Origin of the sequence: Thermomicrobium sp. 4228-Ro, assembly GCF_026241205.1 — a bacterium.
Taxonomy (GTDB): domain Bacteria; phylum Chloroflexota; class Chloroflexia; order Thermomicrobiales; family Thermomicrobiaceae; genus Thermomicrobium.
The window spans coordinates 1973701-1994635 of the sequence record NZ_JAPFQM010000001.1; the positions used below are offsets into that span (position 1 = coordinate 1973701).

Genomic DNA, 20935 nt, shown 5'->3' on the forward strand with positions numbered 1-20935 from the left:
CGAGGCCTGGTAAATGCCCTCGGCTTCACGGTGCCGTCCTGAGGCAGCGTACGGGAGACCGTGAAAGCTCGGGCGTGCATCGACCACATAGACGCGTGTTCACGTGTGGATGGGATAAAGGCAAGCGTGCCGAGCTCGTCACTCGTTCCGGCGGTGTGGGGAGCGCCTCGCACGCATGATCGGGGAAGTCGTTCGTGTGCGTAGCCAGGTGAGAACGGGCTCGGAGGGACGTCGCTGGCGCGTCATAGCGAGGGCTCCTGGCTTCATGATCTCGTTTATACTCAGTGCACCACGTGCCTCATGGTCTCTGGGTTCTGTATAGAGGGTTTCAGGAGAAGATCGATGGCTCGCACCTTTCAAGAGCGTTTGCAGCGCGGAATCGTACTGGCTGACGGCGCGATGGGTACGCAGCTGTACGAGCGTGGAGTTCGCTTAGACGAGTGCTTCGAGGCGATCAACTTGCACGCGCCGCATCTGGTTCTGGAAATCCATCGTGCGTATATCCTCGCGGGTGCTGAACTGATCGAGACCAATACGTTCGGGGCGAATCGTTTCAAGCTGGCGAATTTTGGACTCGCCGATCGTGTGCGGGAAATCAACCGAACAGGGGTACGGCTGGCGCGAGAAGCGCGCGAGATTTGTGGCGTTCCGGTGTTCGTCGCTGGTGCTGTGGGACCGACCGGACGGCTCCTTGAGCCATACGGGACAGTGGCACCGGAGGCGGTTCGCGACGCCTTCCGTGAGCAGATCGAGGCGCTTCTAGAAGGTGGTGTGGATGTCCTCGTTTTCGAGACGATGAACCAGCTCGCTGAGATTCGCGAAGCGATCGCTGCGGCGCGAGAGGTCTGCGACCTCCCGATCGTCGCTCAGATGACCTTCGCAGCCGACGGTCGCACACTCGCCGGGCACAGCCCTGAGGAGGTCATCGAAGCACTGGCTGAGCTCGGCGTTTCCGCAGTCGGCGTGAACTGCAGTGTCGGGCCGAGGCCGACAGTCGCGATCCTCCAGCGGATGGCCGCGGTCAATCGTTGGGGTCTCCCACTGTCGGCGATGCCCAATGCCGGTTGGCCGACCAACGTTGGAGGACGGGTGATCTTCGGCGCATCACCTGACTATTTCGCGGATTTCGCGCGGGAGGTCCGCTCTTATGGCGTTCGGTTAGTCGGCGGTTGTTGCGGCACGACGCCGGCGCATATCGCCGCGATGCGGCGTGCTCTGGATCATGACACTGGTCAGGCGTCCCTGGGCGTCAGCGAGCGCCAGCGCACTGACCGTTCGGTGACTGAAGTTCCATCGACTGAGAGTCCAACCCGGTTAGCGCAAAAACTCGGGAAAGCGTTCGTCATCAGTGTGGAGATCGACCCACCGAAAGGGCTCAGCCCGGTGAAGGCGATCGACGGTGCGCGGCTGTTACGCGAGGTCGGTGTCGAGTTCATCAATGTCGCCGACAGTCCGATGGCGCGTGTGCGGATGAGTGCTCTCGCGCTCTGCGTGATTTTGCAGCAAGAGGCTGGAGTCGAGACGATTTTGCACTTGACCACACGCGATCGCAATCTCATGGGGCTGCAGTCGGACCTGCTCGGCGCGCACGCGCTCGGGGTTCGCAATATCCTCGCCCTAACCGGCGATCCGCCGACACTCGGCGACTATCCTCAGGCGACGCCTGTCTACGACGTCGACTCGATCGGCTTGGTGCGCATTCTCCAGCGTTTCCGACAGGGAATCGATGTCGGGGGTGCCTCGATCGGTCGGCCTGCTGCGTTCACGATCGGTGTCGCTTGTGACCCGACCCGGTCGGATCTCGATCACGAGATCGAGCGTCTCCACGCGAAACTCGAAGCGGGTGCCGATTTCATCATGACCCAGCCGGTCTTCTCCTTCGACACCTGGCGATCCTTCGTAACGCGGTACGAGGAGCGGTATGGTCCGATCAGGGTGCCTGTCCTGCTGGGAGTGTTGCCGTTGCAGAGCTATCGTCATGCTGTGTTCCTGCACAACGAGGTGCCGGGCATCACGTTGACGGAAACCGCGCTGGAGCGCATGCGACGGGCTGGACCGAACGGTCGATCTGAGGGTGTCGCGATGGCACGCGAGTTGATCGCCGAAGCATACGACTTTGTGGACGGTATCTATCTCATGCCTTCGTTCGGTCGATACGAAGTGGTTGCCGAGGTGTTGGAAGCATTGCCGAAACAGCGGTTTCGCGCCCGGGCTTCCTGAGCGCGCCTCGTTTGTTATACTGGCGAATGGCCGCGTATCGGCGGCTCTTTCGTAGTGCGCAGCAGCGGGTGACACACAGGTGTGAAGGACAGGAGCGATGCAGGACCTGATTCGCAGCGTCCAGGAGCAATACATGCGAACCGATCTCCCGCCATTCAGCCCGGGGGATACGGTGCGTGTTCACTATCGCGTCGTCGAAGGCAACAATACGCGGGTTCAGCCTTTCGAGGGTGTCGTGATTCGCAAGCGGGGCGGCGGCACCGACGCCACCTTCACGGTCCGCCGTATCGCCTCGCACGGTATCGGCGTCGAGCGCACGTTTCCGTTGCACAGTCCGCTCATCGAGAAGATCGAGGTGCTTCGGCACGGGAAGGTGCGACGGGCGCGCCTGTATTACTTGCGCGAGCGTTCGGGCAAGGCAGCACGTCTCAAGGAGCGGCGGCGGCCTGAGGGAAGCTACCTGCGCTGAGGTGGCAGTATGCCGAGAGGGCTCGCCTCGTCCGGCTCGAAAGCAGGGAGTCGAGGCGAGCGGCCGACGTTCCTGCACGAGGAGCGCTTTTGGCAGGCTGGGTACTCGCGCATTGCTGGCCTCGACGAGGTGGGCCGGGGTGCCTTAGCTGGTCCGGTCGTTGCGGCAGCGTGCGTCTTCGCGCCCGGTACCTGTCTCCCTGATATCTTCGCGGATTCGAAACAGCTCACGCCGGTCCAACGTCGTCGCCTGGCGGAGTGGATCCGCGCCCACGCCCAGGCATGGGCGCTCGGCGCTGCATCGCATCGGGAAGTCGATCGCTACGGTATCGTCTTCGCTACTGCTCTCGCGATGCGGCGTGCTCTGGCGCGGATCGGTCCCGTCGACCACGTGTTCTACGACGGAACGCCATTGCCTGGTTTCGATCGGTCCTCGGCTACCCCGATCGTGCGCGGCGATCGCTGTTGCGCGAGCATCGCTGCCGCGTCAGTTCTAGCCAAAGTGGTACGCGACGATTTGATGGCACGTGTCGGTGCACGGTTCCCAGGATACGGTTGGGCCGAGAACGCCGGTTACGGTACTTTTCAACATCGTGCTATGCTGGAACGACTCGGACCGACACGGTTGCATCGCCGTTCGTTTCGTCTCGGTATCGAAGAGGACAGCTGCGAGTGAGCGACCGGCGAACGCTCGGTACCCTGGGGGAAGAGATCGTCGCTCGCTGGGCAGAACGCATCGGCTGGCGGGTGATCGCTCGTAATTGGCGTTGCCGGTCCGGTGAACTCGACCTCGTGGTTCTCGACGGGGAGACGCTCGTCGCGGTCGAGGTGAAAGTTCGCAGCCCATCTGGACAGGAACCCGCCGAATGGGGTGTCCACCCGCGGAAGGCGAAACGGCTCCTGCAGACATTGAACGCCTTCGTCGCAGCGTATCCCGAGTATGCAGAACGGTATCGTCGCATCGATGTCGTGGCACTGACGGTCGACCGACGGGGGCGGATCGTACGCTGGACGCACTTACCTGGTAGTGTGACCGATGACGGAGTGTGGGAATGATCGACGAGGCCACTTGTGAGCGCTTGTGGGCGGCAGCACGGGCACGGCGAGCTGAACTGGTCGCTTTCGCTCAGGATCTGATCCGCACGCGAAGTCTTCCCGGCGAGGAACAGCAGATCGCAGAACTGGTGGCTGGCCGTTTGCGCTCGCTCGGCTACGACGAGGTCGATATCGACCGAGCCGGGAACGTGATCGGTGTCCTGCGAGGAACGAGCGGCGGCCCCACTGTACAGTTCAATGCGCACCTCGACCACGTACACGAGGGCGACCCGAATCAGTGGCCTTACCCGCCCTACGACGGTGTGGTCGTCGACGATGTTCTGTACGGGCGAGGTGCGTGTGACGTCAAGGGTGCGCTGGCGAGTCAGGTCTATGGTCTCGTGCTCCTGCGCGACCTCGGTCTGCGACCAGTCGGGGACTGCTACTTTACCGGCGTTGTGCAAGAAGAGATCGGTGGGCTCGGGGCCGCAGCGCTCTGCCAGTGGCTCCGAACGGATGCAGTCGTATTGGCTGAAGCGACTGCTCTCGATCTCCGGCGGGGTCACCGCGGGCGCGTCGGGATCGAGGTGCGCTTCGTCGGCCGATCGGCACATGCCAGTGCACCGGAGCGTGGGGCCAATCCCCTGTTTTCGTTTGCGCGATTTCTCGGTCGTCTCCACGAACTGCCACATCTGGCCCATCCCGAACTCGGGCCGAGCACGGTCGCTCCGACACTGGTTCGGAGTGACCAGGTAAGCAGCAACGTGATACCGGGGGTCGTCCAGCTGGTGCTGGACTGGCGCACCGTGCCGGGGGAGGAGCCCGAGACGATCCGGGCGACGGTCGAGCAGCTTGCCCTGCAGTGCGTCGAACCAGGAGTTCGGGCGGAAGTGCAGCTCCAGGAGCGGGTGGCGCGGAGCTACCGGGGATTCGTTCTCGAGCTGCCACCGACGCGCGGGTACGTGCTCCCGGCTGACCATCGTGTGGTCCGAGTCGGGCGATCTGTGCTGGAATCCGTCATGAAGCGACGAGTCGAGGACGGCTTCTGGCAATTCGCGACCGACGGTGGTCACTTCATGGTGCACGGGATGGCGACGATCGGTTTCGCGCCGGGTAACGAAGCGCTGGCCCATACCGTCGACGACAGTGTCGCGATCGCTGATCTCGAGGCAGCGATGGTCGGATACGCAGCGCTCGCGCTAGCCTTGACCCGCGAGGAGGCCGAGCAATGAGTACGAGCCCAGAGCAACACCGGCAGGCGGCGCCACGCAGCGTTCGTTGTGCGGTCATTACGGTCAGTGACACGCGAACGGTGGAGACGGACACGAGTGGAGCACTGATCCGCGAGCGCCTCGAGCGGGCGGGGCACGTTGTCGTGGGCTATGCCATCGTGCCGGACGAGCGAGAGGCGATCGGTCAGGTGGTCGATGAGTTCGTCGCGAGGTCGGACTGCGACGCGGTGCTCCTGAATGGCGGAACGGGCATCGCCCGTCGCGACGTCACGTACGAAGCGATCGTGGAACGACTCGAGAAGCGATTGGACGGGTTCGGCGAGCTCTTTCGCTGGCTGAGTTACCGGGAGATCGGAGCTGCCGCGATGCTATCGCGGGCGATCGCTGGAGTGTATCGTAGCAAGATCGTCATCGCGATGCCCGGCTCGACGGGTGCCGTGCGGCTTGCGATGGACGAGCTGATCGTGCCCGAACTCGCGCATCTCGTCTTGGAAGCGCGAAAGTGAGGGATCGGTGGAATGAGCGAGACGGCGCAGGTGCGGCGTCCACCACAAGTACTCAGGGGAATGCGCGATTTCTCCCCGCGGCAGATGCTCTTGCGCCAGCGTGTCATCGACTTGCTTCGGCAAGTCTTCGAACGGTACGGTTTCGATCCGATCGATACACCGCTCCTGGAGTACTACGAAGTTCTCGCCGGAAAGTACGGCGAGGAGGGGGAGAAGCTCCTCTACCGGTTCGTCGATCACGGTGGTCGGGAAGTCGGTTTGCGGTACGACTTGACCGTTCCGCTGGCGCGCTATGTGGCGGTGCACCGGAACGAGTTGACGCTGCCGTTCAAGCGGTATCACATCGGACCAGTGTTCCGGGCGGAGCGACCGCAGCGAGGCCGGTACCGGCAGTTCTGGCAGTGCGATGTCGATATCGTCGGAACGCGGTCGATGCTAGCTGATGCCGAAGTCCTCGCCGTGTGGATCGACGCGCTTTCGACTCTGCGGATCCCCAACGCGGTCGTCCACGTCAATCACCGTCAGTTGCTCGAAGCACTGGCTCGAACAGCCGGAGTCGATCCGGCGTTGGCACTGCCGGTGTACCGAGCGATCGATAAATTGGCGAAGATTGGGCGCGAAGGGGTACGTGAGGAGCTCATCCGTGCAGGGGTGGATGCAGGAGCTGCTGATCGAGTGTTGGAACTGATCCAGTTGCAAGGCGAGCCGTTCGAGGTCATCAGGGCTGTGCGTGCTCGATTGCAGGAGGATGCGCAAGCGCAACGAGCATTGGACGAGCTGGCTGAACTCTTCACGTATCTCTCTCACTACGGCGCACCGAGCGGTCGCTACGTTCTCGACCTCTCCCTGGCCCGCGGGCTCGATTACTACACTGGGCCGGTGGCGGAAGTCATCGTGAGCGAACCGGCGATCGGATCGCTCGGGGGCGCTGGTCGGTACGACCACCTCATCGGGCTCTTTCTCGATGAAGACATCCCGGCGACGGGTGCGTCGTTAGGGCTGGAGCGTCTGGTCGAGGTAGTCGATGAGTACGGCCTCCTGCCCACACCGGCCACGGTCACGCAGGTTCTGGTCGTCATGGTGGACGAGCGCCACCAGCCCGCGGTGTTGCAGCTTGCCCGATCGCTTCGCTCGGCTGGTCTGGCGACGGAAGTGTATGTCGGTGAGCGGCGTGATCTCCGTCGTCAACTCCAGTACGCGAATCGCAAGGGCATCCCTTTGGCAGCGATCGTGGGGCCGGACGAGATCGAAGCGGGTGCCGTGACCGTGCGCGATCTCGCGAGCGGTGAACAGGAGCGCGTGCCGACTGCAAAAGTCGCGGAGGTATTGTGTGCTCGGCTCGCTCTGCGATCGGGCGCGCTTGAGCAAGAGGGATCGTGAACGATGGGGGAGATGCTGACTCCGCATCAGCGTGTGATGGTTGTCGTCGCTCATCCGGACGACATGGAATTCGGTGCCGGTGGAACGGTTGCGCGGCTCGTGCGTGAAGGCAAGGAGGTCGTACTGGTTCAGTGCACGTCGGGAGATAAGGGGACGAGCCGGCGCGATATCTCACCGGAGACACTGGCGCGCCAACGCGAGGAGGAGGAACGCGAGGCGTGCCGGATTCTGGGTGTCCGCGAAGTGGTGTTCCTCCGGTTGCCCGACGGTGAACTCGAGCCGGATCTTGCTTTCCGCGAGCGTATCGTTCGCCAGATCCGCTCCTTCCGGCCGGATATCGTGATCACGCACGATCCTTTTCGCCCATACGCGTTGCATCCAGATCATCGGGCAGTCGGTATCACGACGATCGATGCCGTTTATCCGACTGCTCGTGACCCGCTGTACTTTCCGCATCACCTCGCTGAAGGTCTGGAACCGCATAAGGTGGCCGAGTTATGGCTGTTCGGTGCACAGTATCCGGATGTCTATGTGGATATCAGTGAGACCTTGGACATCAAGATCGCTGCGCTCGTCGCACATCGGAGCCAGATAAGCGATCCTGCTGAGCTTGCTGAACGTGTCCGTGAGCGAGCAGCCGAGGTTGGTGCGGAACGTGGCATCGCCTACGCAGAAGCATTCAAGGTGATCGCCCTGCGTCGCTGAAGCGATCACGGCGCGTGCAGAAAAGTCAACGAAGGGGTTGCATTTTGCAGACTCGGCTGCTATCCTTGTGATAGCCCACCAGTGTCGCTCGGGTTTCGAGTCCGGGGTACTCCGGGAACCGGAGAAGGGAGTCACGGAGATGGCTGTTCCGGTCATGCAGCGCGCGATTGCAGGCGACGAGCGCGCCGTACCCCGGGCAGGTGAGCGGATCACTCGCGACGCGTATGGCCGCCCGATTACGTATCTTCGCATTTCGCTTACCGATCGCTGTAATTTGCGCTGCGTCTACTGTATGCCAGCGCACGGGATGAAGTTCGCTCCACGGGAGGAGCTGCTGACCGACGAGGAACTGTTACGCATCGTCCGCGTTGCAGCTCAGGTCGGTTTCAGTCGCCTGCGGTTGACGGGTGGCGAACCGACTGTCCGACCGAATGTGGTCGAACTCGTGCGAGCGATGGCGCAGATCCCGGGCGTCGAAGACATTTCGATGACGACGAACGGGCTGCTTCTCGAACGTCTTGCGTACGATCTCGCGGCAGCCGGTTTGAAGCGCATCAATGTGAGCCTCGACACCTTGGATCCCCAACGCTATCGGATCATCACGCGTGGTGGACGCATCGAGAAGGTCTGGGCTGGCATCGCTGCGGCAGAAGATGCTGGACTGTCCCCGATCAAACTGAACGCGGTCGTCGTCCGTGGCTTCAACGACGATGAGGTGCCGGCATTGGCCGGTCTCACGCTCGAGCGTTCCTGGCAGGTACGTTTTATCGAAGTCATGCCGCTCGAAGGTGTCGCAGAGGTGCACGACACAGGTCTGGTGACGACTGCAGAAACCCGTGCCCGGATCGAAGCTGTCTACGGACCGCTCGAACAACTCGAGGCGCCGCTCAGCGATCCAGCGCGCGTGTATCGAATTCCCGGTGCGAAGGGAACCATTGGTTTCATCAGTCCGGTGAGCGAGCCCTTCTGTGCCTTTTGCAATCGCATTCGCTTGACTGCGGACGGAAAGCTTCGTCTCTGTCTTCTGCGCGCTGATGAAGTCGATATCCGCGGCCTCGTCCGCAGTGGTGCGAGCGACGAGGCGCTCATGGAGCGTATTCGGGCGGCTGTTTGGCGCAAACCCTGGGGCCATGGACTGCGTGAGGGTGATCGTCGCACAGGACGAGGGATGAGTCAGATCGGCGGTTGAAGATAGCCGCTCGGAGAAGCGGAACGCCGGGGGACTGAGCCCCCGGCGTTCCTGGTTCCCGATCACCCGTGCCCGTGACCGTTACTGCGGACCTGTGCGACGAGCTGCTCGAGCCGTAACCGCTGGCTCAGCGGTACCCTTCCAGCATGACCGTTCGGTTCCGCATTGCTTGCCGGCTGTGCTTGCATGCTGTCGGTCGGTGCCTCTGCTCCCTCGCCGATCCGGAAGTTGGCGATGAGTTCGCGGAGACGCGTCGCATAGCGTTCGACGATGCCGGATTGCGCTCCGACTTCTTCGATCATCTGCGTCGCTGTGTCGACTTGCCGCTGGACCCGTTCGACGTTCTGCTGTTGCGTTCCGACGATTCGGTCGATCGCTTTCACCGCGTCGGTCACCTGATGGGCCTGGGCGGCCATTTCCTCAGCAGCCGTCGCGTTCTGCTCGATCACGCTACTGATATCGCGCAGCGCAGCGATCACGCGATCGCTGGCGGCCGCCATTTTCCGAGCAGCGGCTGTGATCGCATCGACCTTCTGGCTGGTCTGTTCGACCGCTTCGAGAATCGTCTGCAGCGCTCGACCTGCTTGCTCGGCTCGGTCCGCGCCGCTCGCGACTCGATCGGCACCGGTGCGCATCGCAGCGACAGCTTGCTCGGTCGCCTGGCGAACCTGCTCGATCAACGCCGCGATGTCCTGAGTCTCCCGTCGGCTGCGTTCAGCCAGCTTGCGCACTTCGTCAGCAACCACAGCGAAGCCGCGACCGTGCTCGCCAGCGCGCGCGGCCTCGATCGCTGCGTTGAGCGCGAGCAAATTCGTTTGCTCCGCGATGTTGTCGATCGTCTCCACGACCGAGCTGATCTCCTGACCGAGCCGTCCGAGTTCGGCGACACGCTCGGCAGCCGAGAGGACGACGTTTCGGATCTCCAGCATGGCGTCGATCGTCTGTCTGACGGCATCGGCGCCGCTATCGGCCGAACGTCGAGAGTTGAGCGTCGCCTCCTCGACGGCAGCAGTGTCGGCGAGCACCTGGTGTACGTGACCGGCGAGTTCGTTGGCTGCTGCGTTGATACGTTCGAGGCTCCGTGCTTGTGCGCTGGCTCCCGTGGCCACGGCTTGGACTACTTGTTGCAGCTGTTCCATCGAGACGCGTGCCGAAGCAGCAGCGTGCGCGACCTCACTAGCACCTTGGCCGACCTCGATCACGCTCGCGTTCACGTCCCGCATCGCGTCGACCGAGCCAGTGGTCGCGTGGTTCATTTCCTCCGTCGCGTCGGTGAGACCGTCTGCAGCGGCACGGATATCGGCTACCATCGTACGGAGCTGCTTGACCATCGTGTCGAGTTCGCTGGCAGCATTTCCGAGCTGATGCTGCACTGCATTGAACGACTCGACCATCTGGCCGATTTCGTCTCGCCAGTTGACCGTGACATCGTCGGTCGCGAAGCGGGCGGACTGTGTCAGGTCACCAGCAGCGATGCGGCGCAGCGTTTGGGCGAACGTGGGGACTTGCTCGGTCGCGAGGCGTCGCGCTGCCTGAGCGACCGCGAGCGCGCTCGTCCGCACGCGCTGCGCGATCAGGATGCCGGCCGCTGTTTGCAGCACGACGAAGAAGGCGTGAAGGGACGTGATGGTCCACGATGGACCGTCCTTATAGACGCTGTACGGCCAGAAGGCATTGAAGAGCACATGATGAACAGCGATGAGCCCTGCTGCGAGCACGATCGGCAGCCAGTCGTAGTAGATGATCAGGAAGGCGAGAGCCACGAAGATTTGGAAGTGCATTTCGATGAGCCCTCCGGAGAGATGGATGAGGAGGGCAGCATAGAGCATGAGGAGTCCAGCAGTCAGAAGCCGGTACCAGCGGGTACCGGCGAGGAACCGATAGCCGATCGTGGCGGTACCGCTCAGAACTGTGGCGCCGACGAGCGCCTGCCAGAGCGGATGTTTTCCGAAGAGGAACACGACAGCGAGAGCAGCGAGTGCATGGCCCCAGAGAATCCACAGGCTGATACGGTCACGGCTGCGATCCATCGTCTCTGCTGCTCCGTTCATCGGCACAGTGACCCCCCTGCTCCTATTCCACGCGATCCCACTCCACAGAGGGATATCGGCTGCCGGGTACATTTCCTGAAGAGGGGAGATCATGTTGTCGGATTGATGTGCAAGGGCTGCTTCGTCGAGTGATGCATGCTCGGGGTGGGGGCATGCGAGAGCGCTCAGCCGGATGAGCGCGTACTGAGCCAGGTTCGGCCGTAGTCGCGCATGGCGCGGACGAGTGGCAAGAGTGCGCGACCACGGGTGGTGAGTTCATAGCGTGTGCGTCCACCGTTTTCCTCGATCCGGCGAATCAGGCCGGTCGCTTCGAGGTGCTTGAGGCGTGAAGACAGCGTCTTGGGGCTGATGCCACGAACCGAACGCTCGAGCTCGCTGAAACGGCTCAGGCCACGGGCGAGATCCCGCAAGATCAGCGGTGTCCACCGGTCGCAGAGGATCGCTGCCGTCTGGGCGAGCGGGCACTGTTCCGGTGGCAGAGGTGTGGTCTGCATCGATGAGCACCTTCCCGATGCCGCGCGGTATCCTCCACAGCGCAACGCTCGGACTCAGTGGGTGCGAGCGTCGTACAGTTCCGTCTCACTCGGCAAGTGTACTCTGCCCGCGTTGGCGATGGGTACTGCGATTCGTGGATCGATGATCGAAGTGCAGGCAAATGGGTGATCGGGTGCTGGTATGCGAGAGTTGCGCTTGCCAGTCTGGCCACATACGACCGCGTTCCGGATGCGACCGCCTATCGCCGCGCTGGTCGGGAGTGGAGTCGCTGTTGCGGGTGCACTCGCGAGCGCGTTGCTCCTCGTTCGGTTCGGTCCCGTGCCCGCGCTGGCGGTGTTGATCGCTGTGCTGGCGGGCATCCTCGTCGCCGTCGATCCGCGATCCGGTCTCTGGGTCGTTCTGGCGATCATTGCGCTGCTCCCGTACGCGGTCATCCCGATCAAAGTGGTAATAACTCCCCCGCTCCTCGAGCTCGTGGGGCTGGGAGTGGTGGGGACGTGGCTCCTGCAATCGTTCTTGGACAGGAGCCGATCTGTCCCGTTTCACCCACTCGTCCTCAGTGTCCTCCTATTCGCGGGCGTGTCGTTGTTCGCATTCGTCCTCGGAATCGGTCGTGGATATACAACGCAGACGTACCACGATTATGCGAAGTTTTTGATCAGCCTCAGCTTGTTCTTCCTTGCGTGGTCAGTGCTCCGGCGCCTAGCGGACTATCGTCGGTTCACGACCGTGTTCCTTTCGGCCAGTGGCCTGGCGGCGGTGCTCGGACTCGCGTTGTATGCAGCTGGGCCCGGAATGACTCTCGCGGTCCTCGCTCGACTGATCCCGTATGGCTATCCCGCGACCCGGATCGTCCGCTACATCGAGGACGATCCAGCGAAACCGATGCGCTTGACGAGCACGAGCGTCGATCCCAATTCGTTCGCTGGGCTTCTCGCTCCGGCGTTCGTGATCGCTGTAGCCCAAGCCGTAGCGCGGCGCCCGGTCATCCCGCGCTGGCTCGCGGTCAGTGCTGCCGCGACCATCGGACCCGCGCTCCTGCTCACCTACTCGCGAGCGGGATGGTTGGGAGCTGTGTTCGGCGTGGGATTGATCGCGCTCGCTCGTTATCGCTGGTTGTTCCTCCCTGGTAGTGCTGGACTGGTTACCGCCATGACGCTCGGTATCGGAGAGGGAGTGTTCGAGCGACTGTGGCAAGGCTTCACACTGCAGGACCCGGCGACACAGATGCGCTTGGAAGAGTACCGTACAGCACTGGCGCTGCTCCGGGCCTATCCGGCCTTCGGCGTCGGATTCGGGGAAGCGCCAACGGTCGAGCTCTGGACAGGGGTGTCGAGTATCTATTTGCTGGTGGCGGAGCGGATGGGGCTGGTTGGGCTGATAACGTTCCTCGCAGCAGTGCTCGGTATCCTCGCACTCGGGTGGCGGACATGGCTACGCGAGCGGCGCGAGGACGCGTGGAGCGACTTACTCCTGAGCTGGCTCGGTGCACAAGGTGCACTGCTGCTCATCGGGATGTTCGACCATTACTACCTGAACATCAGTTTCCCACATATGGTAGGAGTCTTCTGGCTGGTGCAGGCGATCGTCCTCCGCCTCGCGGTCGATCGCCGGCGAGCCGAGCGGAACGATGCGTTCGCTGGAAGCGCGGTAAGGAAGAGATGAGCTATGGCGGAAATCGTGCGGAACTTGCGGATCGCAGGACCGACACCGTTGCCGTTACCCGTTCTGGCGGCTCTCCAACGGCCGATGGTTCCACACCGAGGCCAGTGGTTCCGGGAGTTCGTTCGTAACCTGTTGCGACGTCTTCGTGAGTTGCATCGAACAGACGGTGACGTCTTCGTCCTGCCTGGGACAGGTTCGGCTGGCTGGGAGATCGCGGTCGTCAATCTCCTGCATCCCGGTGATCGGGTGCTCCTACTGGTCAACGGGGACTTCGGCGAGCGGTGGCGGCGGGTGGCTGAACGGTACGGTGTGGACGTCGTTGTCCGTGAGATCCCGTATGGACAGGCTGTTCGGCCAGACCACGTAGCGGAGTCTCTCGGGCAGACGCCGGGCATCCGCGCAGTCTTTCTCGTCTACAACGAGACATCGACGGGAGTTCTGAATCCGTTGTCTGAGATCGCGGCGATCGTACGGGATGCTGGTGCACTCCTGGCAGTGGACGGTGTCAGTGCGATCGCCGGGTGCCCGTTCGAGATGGATGCCTGGGGTGTGGACCTCGTGTTCAGCGGTTCGCAGAAGGCTTGGATGTGTCCGCCGGGGCTGGTGATCGTCGGCGTCGGGCCACGGGCCTGGGATGCAGTCGAGGGAGCCGGTTTTCCGCGCGCGTTCTGGGATCTCCGCGAGTACCGGGCTGCAGCTCGCACCGGCGATCTTCCCTCTACGGCGCCGATCAGTCTGATCTATGCACTCGAGGCAGCGGTCGGGATGATCGAGGAGGAAGGGTTAGAACGCGTCTGGAACCGGCATCGAGAGCTGGCGGGCTGGTTCCGTGCCGCAACCGGATCGGTCGGATTCCGCTGCTTCGCCGAGGCGGGCTTCGAAAGTCCGACGGTGACGGCACTCGTCCCGCCCGAGGGGATCGACCCCGAGACGTTGGTGGCCCGCTTGGAACGACGCTATGGCATTGCTGTCAACGGGGGACAAGGCAGGCTAAAAGGGAAGATCATCCGCGTCGGGCATATGGGCTGGGTCGAACGAGTCGACCTGGAAGTCGTGTACGCAGCGCTGGTGCGTGAACTCACTGACGCACGCGAGGGAAGGTGGGACTGAGGACAGCCGCGCGCTCGTGCGGCCACTTGGAGCGAGCATCACGCGTCCGGTTGATTCGACAGGCAAAGTCGAGCGTTCTGACGCTTGTCGTACTGGCAGGGGCTCGTTATACTAACGACGGTGTCTCGCTGACCGTCGGCTCGAACGAGTCGGTAGTGGTTGGCAAAACTACGGCACTCGAGGAAAGGTACATGGTGGGGCAGCAGATCGACGAGAAGCACTACGGTCAAGGGATCGGGAGCGTCCCGGTCATGGATGACGCTGAATTGTTCCGGCAGTTATTGGACGACCCGAGCCACGATTACCGTCTGTTTCGATACGGTGACGTGGTCGAGGGTGAAGTGATGTATGTCGGTCGGGACGAGATCCTGGTGGACATCGGTGGCAAGTCGGAAGGGGTCGTCCCGAGTCGCGAGTTTCAGACGTTGACGCCGGAGGAACTGGGGCGGCTCCGCCCGGGTGACCGGATCCTGGTCTTCGTGTTGCAACCAGAAGATCAAGCAGGCCAGGCTGTGCTCTCGATCGATCGAGCACGTCAGGAAAAGACCTGGCGGCGGCTTCAGGAGATCTTCGAGGCCGGCGGTATCATCGAGGCTGAGGTCGTCAACTACAACAAGGGTGGCCTGTTGGTCAACCTCGATGGGATTCGCGGGTTCGTCCCCGCTTCGCAGGTCGTGGCGATTCGGGGCGGTGACGAGGTGACCAAGCAGGCTGACATGGCCAGGATGATCGGCCAGCGCCTCAAGCTCAAGATCATCGAGATCAATCGGCATCGCAATCGCTTGATCCTCTCGGAGCGTCAGGCGGTTCAAGAGCAGCGTGACGCGATGAAGGCGCAGCTGATCGAGACGCTGCGCGAAGGCGAGACACGTCGTGGTCGTGTGACCAGTATCGCCGATTTCGGGGCGTTCGTCGACATTGGTGGTGCGGACGGCCTCGTGCACCTGTCGGAAATTTCCTGGACGCGCGTGAAGCACCCGAGTGAGGTGCTCCGCGTGGGTGACGAGGTGGATGTCATGGTGCTCTCGGTCAATCCGGAGCAGCGCAAGATCGCGCTCTCGATCCGGCGGACGCAGCCCGAGCCGTGGATGCAGGTAGCGAGCCAGTTCCAGGTCGGGCAGATCGTTCGTGGAACGATCACGCAGCTGGCCGGTTTCGGGGCCTTCGCGCGGATCGAGGAAGGCGTGGAAGGGCTGATCCACGTCTCCGAGTTGGCAGGGTGGCGAGTGGAGCACCCGAACGAGGTGCTGCAGGAAGGTGACGAGGTCATCGTCAAGGTCATCCGCATCGATCCAACCAGGCGTCGCATCGGGCTCAGCTTGAGGCGGGCGCTCGAGGTCGCGGACGAAGAACTCGAGGCGCTCCTGGGTCCCGAGGCGGTTGCGATTAAGCAACGTCTGATCGAGCGCGGTATCACCCCGTACGCTGGCGAGGGAGAAGAGGCCAGCGAGGCAGAGTACGATTCCGAGCCGGAAGGTGATGAGCCGCCGGCCGACGATGGCGGGGAGACCTGATCCCCGCCAGCCCCGCACGTGAAACAACACGCTGGCGAGTTCCGATCCGGAAAGTGATACCTGTGCTCCGGGCCCCCAGGAACGAGCTGGGGGCCCTGGCTTCCTCCGATCCGCTGGGGGTTTGGCTGAAGATGCCCATAGCGAGTACACTTTATCGGTGCCGGAGGCGAGGTGCAGGAAATCGAACGGCTGGATGGAACTCGCCACGACATTTCTCGAACCTTGAGAGTTAGGACGGGCGCATGCCCGGGAGTGTGTGCTATGGCGGATAAGTTCGAGAAGTTCACCGAACGGGCGAAGAAGGTGCTCGCGCTGGCGCAGGAGGAGGCGCGGCGCTTCAACCACAACTACATCGGCACCGAACACCTGCTCCTCGGCCTCGTGCGCGAGGGGGAGGGGGTGGCTGCACGTGTCTTGCAGAGCATGGGTGTGCAGCTGCCCAAGGTGCGGAGCGCGGTGGAGTTCATCATCGGCCGGGGCGAGAGTACAGTCGTCGGGGAGATCGGGTTGACGCCGCGGGCACGCAAAGTCATCGAATACGCTGTCGACGAAGCGCGGCGGCTGGGTCACCACTATATCGGGACCGAGCACTTGCTGCTCGGGTTGGTGCGCGAGGGCGAGGGAATCGCTGCGGGGGTGCTGGAGAGCCTCGGAGTCAACCTGGAGAAGGTCCGCCAGCAGGTGCTGCAGGTGCTGGCGCAGGGGACTGCGTACCAGCAGCGCGCGCAGCAGACGAAGACCCCGTATCTCGATGCACTCGGTTTCGACCTCACCGAGGCGGCACGACTCGGCAAGCTCGACCCGGTGATCGGTCGGCAGACCGAGATCGAGCGCGTGATGCAGATCCTCTCGCGCCGCACGAAGAACAACCCGGCCTTGATCGGCGAGCCGGGCGTCGGGAAGACTGCGATCGTCGAAGGGTTGGCCCAGCGCATCGTCGCGGGTGATGTGCCGGAGCCACTGCAGGGGAAGCGCCTCGTCGCGCTCGACATCGGTGCGCTGGTGGCCGGAACCAAGTATCGCGGCGAATTCGAGGAGCGCCTGAAGAAGATCGTCGCGGAGGTGAAGGAGTCCGGTACGATCCTCTTCATCGACGAGCTGCATACGCTCGTCGGTGCGGGGGCCGCTGAGGGGGCCGTCGATGCTGCCAACATCCTGAAGCCGGCACTGTCGCGCGGCGAGGTGCAGACGATCGGTGCGACGACGCTCGACGAGTATCGCAAGTACATCGAGCGCGATGCCGCACTCGAGCGCCGGTTCCAGCCAGTCATCGTCAACGAGCCGACGGTCGAGGAAACGATCGAGATCCTGAAGGGTATCCGGGAGCGCTACGAGGAGCATCACAAGCTCAAGATCTCGGACGGAGCGTTGCATGCGGCAGCGGTGCTGGCGGCGCGGTACGTGACCGATCGATACCTGCCGGACAAGGCGATCGATCTGGTCGACGAGGCTGCGTCGCGGGTTCGGATGTACCGCTCGGCTTCGCCGCCGTCGCTGAAGGAGGCTCGACGCGGTCTTGAGTCGCTGCGCCGCGAGCTGGATGCCGCGGTGGCGAGTCAGGAGTTCGAGCTGGCGGCAGAGCTGCGCGAGCGCGAGCGACAGCTGATCCAGCGTATCCAGGAGCTGGAGCAGCATTGGCGCGAAGAGCAGGGGCAGGAAGAACCGGTCGTTACCGAGGAGGACATCGCTCAGGTCGTCTCGATGTGGACCGGGATCCCGCTGACGCGCCTGCACACGGAGGAGAGCGAGCGCCTCTTGCACATGGAAGAGGCGTTGCACGAGCGGGTGATCGGTCAGGACGAGGCGATCAGCACGCTGGCTCGAGCAGTCCGCCGGGCCCGGGCTGGGCTCAAGGATCCGCGCCGACCGATCGGAACGTTCATCTTCCTCGGGCCGACGGGCGTCGGAAAGACACTCCTGGCTCGGGCACTCGCCGAGTTCATGTTCGGGAGCGAGGATGCGCTCATCAAGATCGATATGAGCGAATTCATGGAGCGGCACACGGTGTCCCGGCTTGTCGGGGCGCCGCCGGGATACATCGGCTACGAGGAAGGTGGCCAGCTCACCGAGGCAGTGAGGCGGAAGCCGTACTCGGTGATCCTGCTCGACGAGATCGAGAAGGCGCACCCGGAGGCGTTCAATATCCTGCTCCAGATCATGGAGGACGGGAATCTGACGGATGCCAAGGGTCGCCGTGTCGACTTTCGGAATACGATCTTGATCATGACGTCGAACATCGGCGCCGAGCTGATCCAGCGCGAGGGCAGCCTCGGCTTTGCTGTGACCGAGGATCCGAACAAGAAGGTCCAGGTCGATTATCAAACGATGAAGGACAAGCTGCTCTCGCAGTTGAAGCAGACGTTCCGCCCGGAGTTCCTGAATCGGATCGATGCAGTGATCGTCTTCCACCCGCTGACGCCGGAGCACGTGCGGCAGATCGTCGATCTCGAGCTGAAGCGTATCCGGAAGCAGCTGGCGGAGCAGCAGATCACGCTCGAGGTCACCGATGCCGCTAAGGACCTCCTGGCGAAGCGCGGATACGACCGGCAGTTCGGCGCTCGGCCGTTGCGGCGTATCATCCAGAACCTGATCGAAGATCCGCTGGCCGAGGCGATCCTCGCGGGTCGGTTCAAGCCGGGCAGCACCGTCATCGTCGATGTGCGTGACGATTTGCTGACCATCGAGCCGGCGGAGGCACTCAGCACAGTCTCTTGACGTTCGCGCTGGACGCTCTGCGGGACACCGGCAGAGTCCGGTGTCCCGCATCGTTTTTCGCTATACTCGAAGTCGAACCTGTGTTCGCGTTCTTGCATTGGGGGAACAGTGTCGCGAGGAAAGACGCGTCGGAAGACGGTCTGGGTATGCCGCGAGTGCGGGCACGAGAGTTCTGGCTACTTCGGCCGTTGTCCGTCCTGCGACGCATGGGGGACGATGGTCGAGCAGCTGGAGGCGCCAGTCGCAGCGAATCGTTTCGGCGAGCCGAGAAGCTTCCAGCGCCTCACGGAGGTGCGGAGCGCTGAACGTGCCCGGCTGTCGCTGGGATCGGTCGAATTCGATCGGGTCCTCGGTGGTGGACTGGTACCCGGCTCGCTCGTCTTGCTCGGCGGTGATCCGGGTATCGGGAAATCGACGTTGCTGCTTCAGACAGCGCTTCGAGTGGCCGAGCAGGGGCGCACGGTCCTCTACATCGCTGCAGAGGAGTCACCGGAACAGATCAAGCTCCGTGCTGACCGCCTCGGCGCGCCTTCCGAAGGAGTCCTCTTGCTCGCGGAAACAGCACTGGATCGCGCGCTGGAGGAGGCGACTCAGCTCCGGCCAGCACTGGTCATCATCGATTCGATCCAAACGGTGTACCTGAGCGAGTTGGACTCATCGCCTGGAAGCGTGTCGCAGTTGCGGGATTGTACGGGTCGCGTCTTGCAATTTGCCAAGCGAACCGGCATACCGGTGTTTCTGATCGGACACGTGACCAAGGAGGGCTTGATCGCGGGCCCTCGTGTCGTCGAGCACATGGTCGATGTCGTACTGTATCTGGAGGGTGAGCGGTTCCACCAGCACCGTGTCCTGCGTGCAGCCAAGAACCGGTTCGGATCGACGAACGAAATCGGCGTCTTCGAGATGTCCGATGCCGGGCTGATCGACGTCGGGAATCCATCGGAGCTTTTTCTTTCCGAACGAGTCGCCAACGCCGCCGGGAGCGCCGTGGTGGCGGTGCTGGAGGGTACCCGGCCCATACTGATCGAGGTCCAGGCGCTGACCAGTGCAGCTGGCTACGGAACGCCGCGCCGGGTCGCGACGGGTTTCGACGCAACGCGCTTGCAGCTGCTGGTCGCTGTTCTGACGAAGCATGCTGGTCTCCGATTGGCGGATCAAGACGTCTTCGTGAACGTGACAGGAGGTATTCGGATCGTCGAGCCAGCAGCGGATCTTGCGGTTGCACTCGCGATCGCGTCCTCAGCCAGCGGAATACCGCTCGAAACGGACGCCGTGTATATCGGTGAAGTGGGGCTGGCTGGCGAAGTACGCGGTGTACACAGCCTGGAACGCCGACTCCAGGAAGCTGCCCGCCTCGGATTCGCACGTGCCTACGTGCCGGCATCGAGCCGATTCCCGCTGGTTGGGGCTGGACTGCACCTCGTGTCGGTGCGCACGGTGGCTGAAGCAGTCAGTGCACTCGCGGCGCGGGCGGTGCGGGCTCGACCAGATGTGATCGAGCCACTGCCAGAATGAGTCGAGCCAAGCGTTCGGCAGCGTCCGGTACTGCCAGTGTTCTTCCTCGCTGGCCCATCCGTGCGAGCGCGATTGGATCGGCGACGAGTTCGCGCACCAATACAACGAGTTGTTCCGGTGACAGTTCGCGCTGGTCGAGGATCACTGCGCTCCCCGCTTGTGCCAGGAGCTGCGCATTACGGAGTTGCTCGTTACCGCGGGCCCCAGGCAACGGAACGAGGATCGCCGGTTTGCCGAGTGCTGCGAGTTCCGCCACGGTGCTCGCCCCAGCTCGCCCGAGAACGAGGTCGGCTGCCGCCAGCACGTCAGGCAAATCTTCCTCGAGAAATTCGACCACCACGTACCGTCGACGTAACGCTTCGGGTAAGGACGCTCGCCGTTCCAGGAGGCGAGGGAAATCACCGTTCACCTGTCGAGGTCCGCACTGATGGACGACTTGAACGACACCGAGGAGTTCGGGTAGGGCTCGCGCGACGGCTTCATTGATGGCGTGCGCACCCAGCACACCACCCGTGACGTAGAGAAGCGGTGCTTGATTCTCTAGACCGAACCGTCGGCGGGCACGGTCGGGATCTCCGCGGAGTATCGCCTCTCGTACCGGGAGGCCGGTATGCACGAGGTGTGGATGGGTGAGAAGCGCGCGGGTCGCTTCGAACGAAATCGCGACTGCATCAGCGAAGCGAGCTGCAATGCGTGTCGCGAGCCCCACTGCAGCAGTCTGTTCGTGGATAACGATCGGGATTCGATTCAGCCAACCCGCGAGAACGACCGGGACGCTCACGTACCCACCAGTACCGAAAACGACATCCGGCTGAAAAGAACGGATGACCGCGGCAGCTGCCAATGTTCCGATTGGAATGGCCGAAAGGTCCAGCAGGGTTCGCGGTGTGAATTCCCTCCTGAGCTTGCCAGTCGGTACCCAGTGGAAAGCGATTCCCTCACGAGCAGTGAGGCGACGTTCGACGCCGCTGCGGGATCCGATCCAGAGCGGTTCGACAGCGGTGAGGCGGCGAAGTTCCGCGAGTACAGCGATGGCAGGGAGCGTATGGCCGCCGGTACCGCCACCGCCGATCACGAGACGTAATGGTCGCTCTCGGTCAGCCGTCATCAGGCGTCCTCCCCAGCGATCAATAGT

General features: G+C 62.9%; 17 protein-coding genes. 14 read left to right on the forward strand and 3 right to left on the reverse strand.

All coding sequences use genetic code 11. The features are described from left to right. Positions 1-342: 342 nt before the first annotated feature. The 9 genes from OO015_RS09240 (at position 343) to moaA (ending at position 8735) form a co-directional block, all read left to right on the forward strand. Complete coding sequence (locus OO015_RS09240) at positions 343-2220, forward strand: bifunctional homocysteine S-methyltransferase/methylenetetrahydrofolate reductase (protein WP_265940943.1); 1878 nt, start codon at positions 343-345, stop codon at positions 2218-2220. Positions 2221-2317: 97 nt separating this feature from the next. Next, on the forward strand, positions 2318-2689 hold the full coding sequence (gene rplS, locus OO015_RS09245; protein ID WP_265940944.1) for a 50S ribosomal protein L19: 372 nt from the start codon (positions 2318-2320) through the stop codon (positions 2687-2689). 9 nt (positions 2690-2698) lie between these two features. Then, positions 2699-3364: a ribonuclease HII gene (locus OO015_RS09250; protein ID WP_265940945.1), complete on the forward strand. Its 666-nt coding sequence runs from the start codon at positions 2699-2701 to the stop codon at positions 3362-3364. After that, positions 3361-3744, forward strand: a complete 384-nt coding sequence (locus OO015_RS09255) for a YraN family protein (protein ID WP_265940946.1) — start codon at positions 3361-3363, stop codon at positions 3742-3744. The genes OO015_RS09250 and OO015_RS09255 overlap by 4 nt, the downstream gene beginning before the upstream one ends. Then, positions 3741-4955 (forward strand): M20/M25/M40 family metallo-hydrolase, encoded by a 1215-nt coding sequence (locus OO015_RS09260; protein ID WP_265940947.1) that lies wholly within the window; start codon positions 3741-3743, stop codon positions 4953-4955. The genes OO015_RS09255 and OO015_RS09260 overlap by 4 nt, the downstream gene beginning before the upstream one ends. Further along, entirely contained in the window at positions 4952-5461 is a 510-nt protein-coding gene (locus OO015_RS09265; RefSeq protein ID WP_265940948.1) for a MogA/MoaB family molybdenum cofactor biosynthesis protein, read from the forward strand. Before OO015_RS09260 ends, OO015_RS09265 begins: the two co-directional genes overlap by 4 nt. A 12-nt stretch (positions 5462-5473) precedes the next feature. Next, entirely contained in the window at positions 5474-6841 is a 1368-nt protein-coding gene (gene hisS / locus OO015_RS09270; RefSeq protein WP_265940949.1) for a histidine--tRNA ligase, read from the forward strand. Positions 6842-6844: 3 nt separating this feature from the next. Next, positions 6845-7546, forward strand: a complete 702-nt coding sequence (locus OO015_RS09275; RefSeq protein ID WP_265940950.1) for a PIG-L deacetylase family protein — start codon at positions 6845-6847, stop codon at positions 7544-7546. A 139-nt stretch (positions 7547-7685) separates the two neighbouring features. After that, the gene (gene moaA / locus OO015_RS09280; RefSeq protein ID WP_265940951.1) at positions 7686-8735 is read left to right on the forward strand and encodes a GTP 3',8-cyclase MoaA; all 1050 of its coding nucleotides are present in this window, start codon (positions 7686-7688) and stop codon (positions 8733-8735) included. Between the two features lie 62 nt (positions 8736-8797). On the opposite strand, the gene OO015_RS09285 is transcribed toward moaA, so the two are convergent. Together OO015_RS09285 and OO015_RS09290 are read right to left on the reverse strand one after the other, a co-directional pair. Continuing rightward, on the reverse strand, positions 8798-10786 hold the full coding sequence (locus OO015_RS09285; protein WP_265940952.1) for a methyl-accepting chemotaxis protein: 1989 nt from the start codon (positions 10784-10786) through the stop codon (positions 8798-8800). 164 nt (positions 10787-10950) lie between these two features. After that, positions 10951-11280 (reverse strand): winged helix-turn-helix transcriptional regulator, encoded by a 330-nt coding sequence (locus OO015_RS09290; RefSeq protein ID WP_265940953.1) that lies wholly within the window; start codon positions 11278-11280, stop codon positions 10951-10953. A gap of 181 nt (positions 11281-11461) precedes the next feature. Between OO015_RS09290 and OO015_RS09295 the strand changes: the two genes are divergently transcribed. The 5 genes from OO015_RS09295 (at position 11462) to radA (ending at position 19800) form a co-directional block, all read left to right on the forward strand. Beyond that, the gene (locus OO015_RS09295) at positions 11462-12946 is read left to right on the forward strand and encodes an O-antigen ligase family protein (protein ID WP_265940954.1); all 1485 of its coding nucleotides are present in this window, start codon (positions 11462-11464) and stop codon (positions 12944-12946) included. Between the two features lie 3 nt (positions 12947-12949). Then, entirely contained in the window at positions 12950-14056 is a 1107-nt protein-coding gene (locus tag OO015_RS09300) for a pyridoxal-phosphate-dependent aminotransferase family protein (protein WP_265940955.1), read from the forward strand. Between the two features lie 191 nt (positions 14057-14247). After that, complete coding sequence (gene rpsA, locus OO015_RS09305) at positions 14248-15570, forward strand: 30S ribosomal protein S1 (RefSeq protein WP_265940956.1); 1323 nt, start codon at positions 14248-14250, stop codon at positions 15568-15570. A gap of 261 nt (positions 15571-15831) precedes the next feature. Next, complete coding sequence (locus OO015_RS09310; protein WP_265940957.1) at positions 15832-18285, forward strand: ATP-dependent Clp protease ATP-binding subunit; 2454 nt, start codon at positions 15832-15834, stop codon at positions 18283-18285. A 108-nt stretch (positions 18286-18393) separates the two neighbouring features. Beyond that, positions 18394-19800: a DNA repair protein RadA gene (gene radA, locus OO015_RS09315; RefSeq protein ID WP_265940958.1), complete on the forward strand. Its 1407-nt coding sequence runs from the start codon at positions 18394-18396 to the stop codon at positions 19798-19800. Here radA and murG read toward each other — a convergent pair. Further along, complete coding sequence (murG, locus tag OO015_RS09320) at positions 19736-20908, reverse strand: undecaprenyldiphospho-muramoylpentapeptide beta-N-acetylglucosaminyltransferase (RefSeq protein WP_265940959.1); 1173 nt, start codon at positions 20906-20908, stop codon at positions 19736-19738. The genes radA and murG overlap by 65 nt on opposite strands. Between the last annotated feature and the right edge of the window lie 27 nt (positions 20909-20935).